The sequence below is a fragment of the Kitasatospora sp. NPDC004240 genome (genome assembly GCF_053603215.1).
This window is the reverse complement of the sequence record NZ_JBSGFD010000430.1, coordinates 1-1,969: the sequence shown is the minus strand read 5'-3', so window position 1 is coordinate 1,969 and position 1,969 is coordinate 1. Positions and strand designations below refer to the sequence as shown.

Below are 1,969 nucleotides of genomic sequence, written 5' to 3'. Positions count from 1 at the left end.
TGTCGGCAACGGGTGAAACGAGGGCCACGAACGGCGGATCAAAAGCGGGCCGGTCTGCGATCTCTTGATCATCCTGGCTTCAATGCTCGGAGGTCAGGAGGAAGAGAGGGTGATCCGCGTGGAGGACTGGGCCGAGATTCGCCGGTTGCACCGGGCGGAGGGCCTGTCGGCCCGGGCCGTTGCCCGGCAGCTGGGGATCTCTCGCGGCACGGTGTCACGGGCGCTGGCCTCGGACCGGCCGCCGAAATACCAGCGACCGTTGAAGGGCTCGGCGGTCGACGCGGTGGAGCCGGCGATCCGGGAACTGCTGAAACTGACGCCGACGATGCCGGTCACGGTGATCGCGGAACGGATCGGCTGGGACCGCGGGCTGACGATCCTGCGTGAACGGGTGCGAGAGCTGCGGCCCGCCTACCTGCCGGTCGACCCGGTCTCCAGAACCGTCTACCAGCCCGGTGAGCTCGCCCAGTGCGACCTGTGGTTCCCGCCGGTCGACGTCCCGCTCGGCTACGGGCAGTGCGGGCGCCCGCCGGTCCTGGTCATCGTCTCCGGCTACTCCCGGGTGATCACCGCCCGGATGCTGCCCTCGCGGCAGAGCGGCGACCTGATCGACGGCCACTGGCGCCTGCTCGCCGACGGCTGGGGCGCCGTTCCCAGGATGCTGGTCTGGGACAACGAGCCGGGCGTCGGCAGAGGCAGGCTGACCAGCGAGTTCGCCGCATTCGCCGGACTCCTCGCGGTCAAGGTGCACCTCTGCCGGCCCCGCGACCCCGAGGCGAAGGGCCTGGTCGAGCGCGCGAACGGCTACCTGGAGACCAGTTTCCTGCCCGGGCGGACCTTCACCGGCCCGGACGACTTCAACGCCCAGCTCGGCGCCTGGCTGCAGATCGCCAACCGCAGACAGCACCGCTCCATCGGCGCCAGGCCCATCGAACGCTGGGAGGCCGACCGCTCCGCGATGCTGACCGTCCCGCCGGTCACCCCGCCCACCTGGTGGCGGTTCCACACCCGCATCGGCCGCGACCACTACATCCGCGTCGACACCTGCGACTACTCCGTCCACCCCCGCGCCATCGGCCACCGCGTGATGGTCCGCGCCGACACCGAGGAAATCACCGTCACCTGCGGCGATGACGTCGCCGCCCGACACGCCCGCTGCTGGGCAAGGCACCAGACCATCACCGATCCCGAGCACGCCGCCGCGGCAGAGATCCTGCGCGGCGAGACCGTTCACCAGCAGACGGCCCGCGCGGCCACCGCCCGGGCCGCCCTACTGGCCCCGGACAGTCTCGGTATCGAGGTCGAACAACGCGAACTCCACTCCTATGACCGCATGTTCACCCTCATCGAGGGCGGCGCCGGAAAGGAGGACCTCTGATGGCCCGCACCCAGGCCGCCACCAGCCGCACCACCACCGACACGGCCAAGCAGAACGGCCGGGACGCCCGAACAGGCCGGCAGACCGCCGCCGACCTGGCTTTCCTCGCCCGCGCGATGAAAGCCCCCGCGCTGCTGGACGCCGCCGAGCGCCTGGCGGAGCGCGCCCGCACCGAGTCCTGGACCCACACCGAGTACCTGGTCGCCTGTCTGCAGCGCGAGGTCTCCGCCCGCGACAGCCACGGCGGCGAGGGCCGAATCCGAGCGGCCCGTTTCCCGGCGGTCAAGACCATCGAGGAGCTCGACCTCGCCCATCTGCGAGGCATGACGCGCCAACAACTCGCTCATCTGGGAACATTGGACTTCATAGCGGCCAAGGAGAACGTGGTCTTCCTCGGTCCGCCGGGCACCGGCAAGACCCACCTGGCCACCGGACTCGCGGTCCGGGCCTGCCAGGCCGGCCACCGCGTCGCGTTCGCCACCGCCGCCCAGTGGGTCGACCGGCTCGCTGCCGCCCACCAGGCCGGACGGCTCCAGGACGAACTCGTCCGGCTCGGCCGTTACCCGCTGATCGTGATCGACGAGGTCGGCT

At 71.0% G+C, this 1,969-nt stretch carries 2 protein-coding genes; both read left to right on the top strand.

Annotated features, from left to right (window positions below):
- The first annotated feature begins 109 nt into the window (after positions 1-109).
- Entirely contained in the window at positions 110-1,378 is a 1,269-nt protein-coding gene (istA, locus tag ACWEQL_RS42290; RefSeq protein WP_452156925.1) for an IS21 family transposase, read from the top strand.
- Positions 1,378-1,969, top strand: a 592-nt coding sequence (locus ACWEQL_RS42285; RefSeq protein WP_452156923.1) for an ATP-binding protein, incomplete at its 3' end; no start/stop codon positions are given. The genes istA and ACWEQL_RS42285, both read left to right, overlap by 1 nt.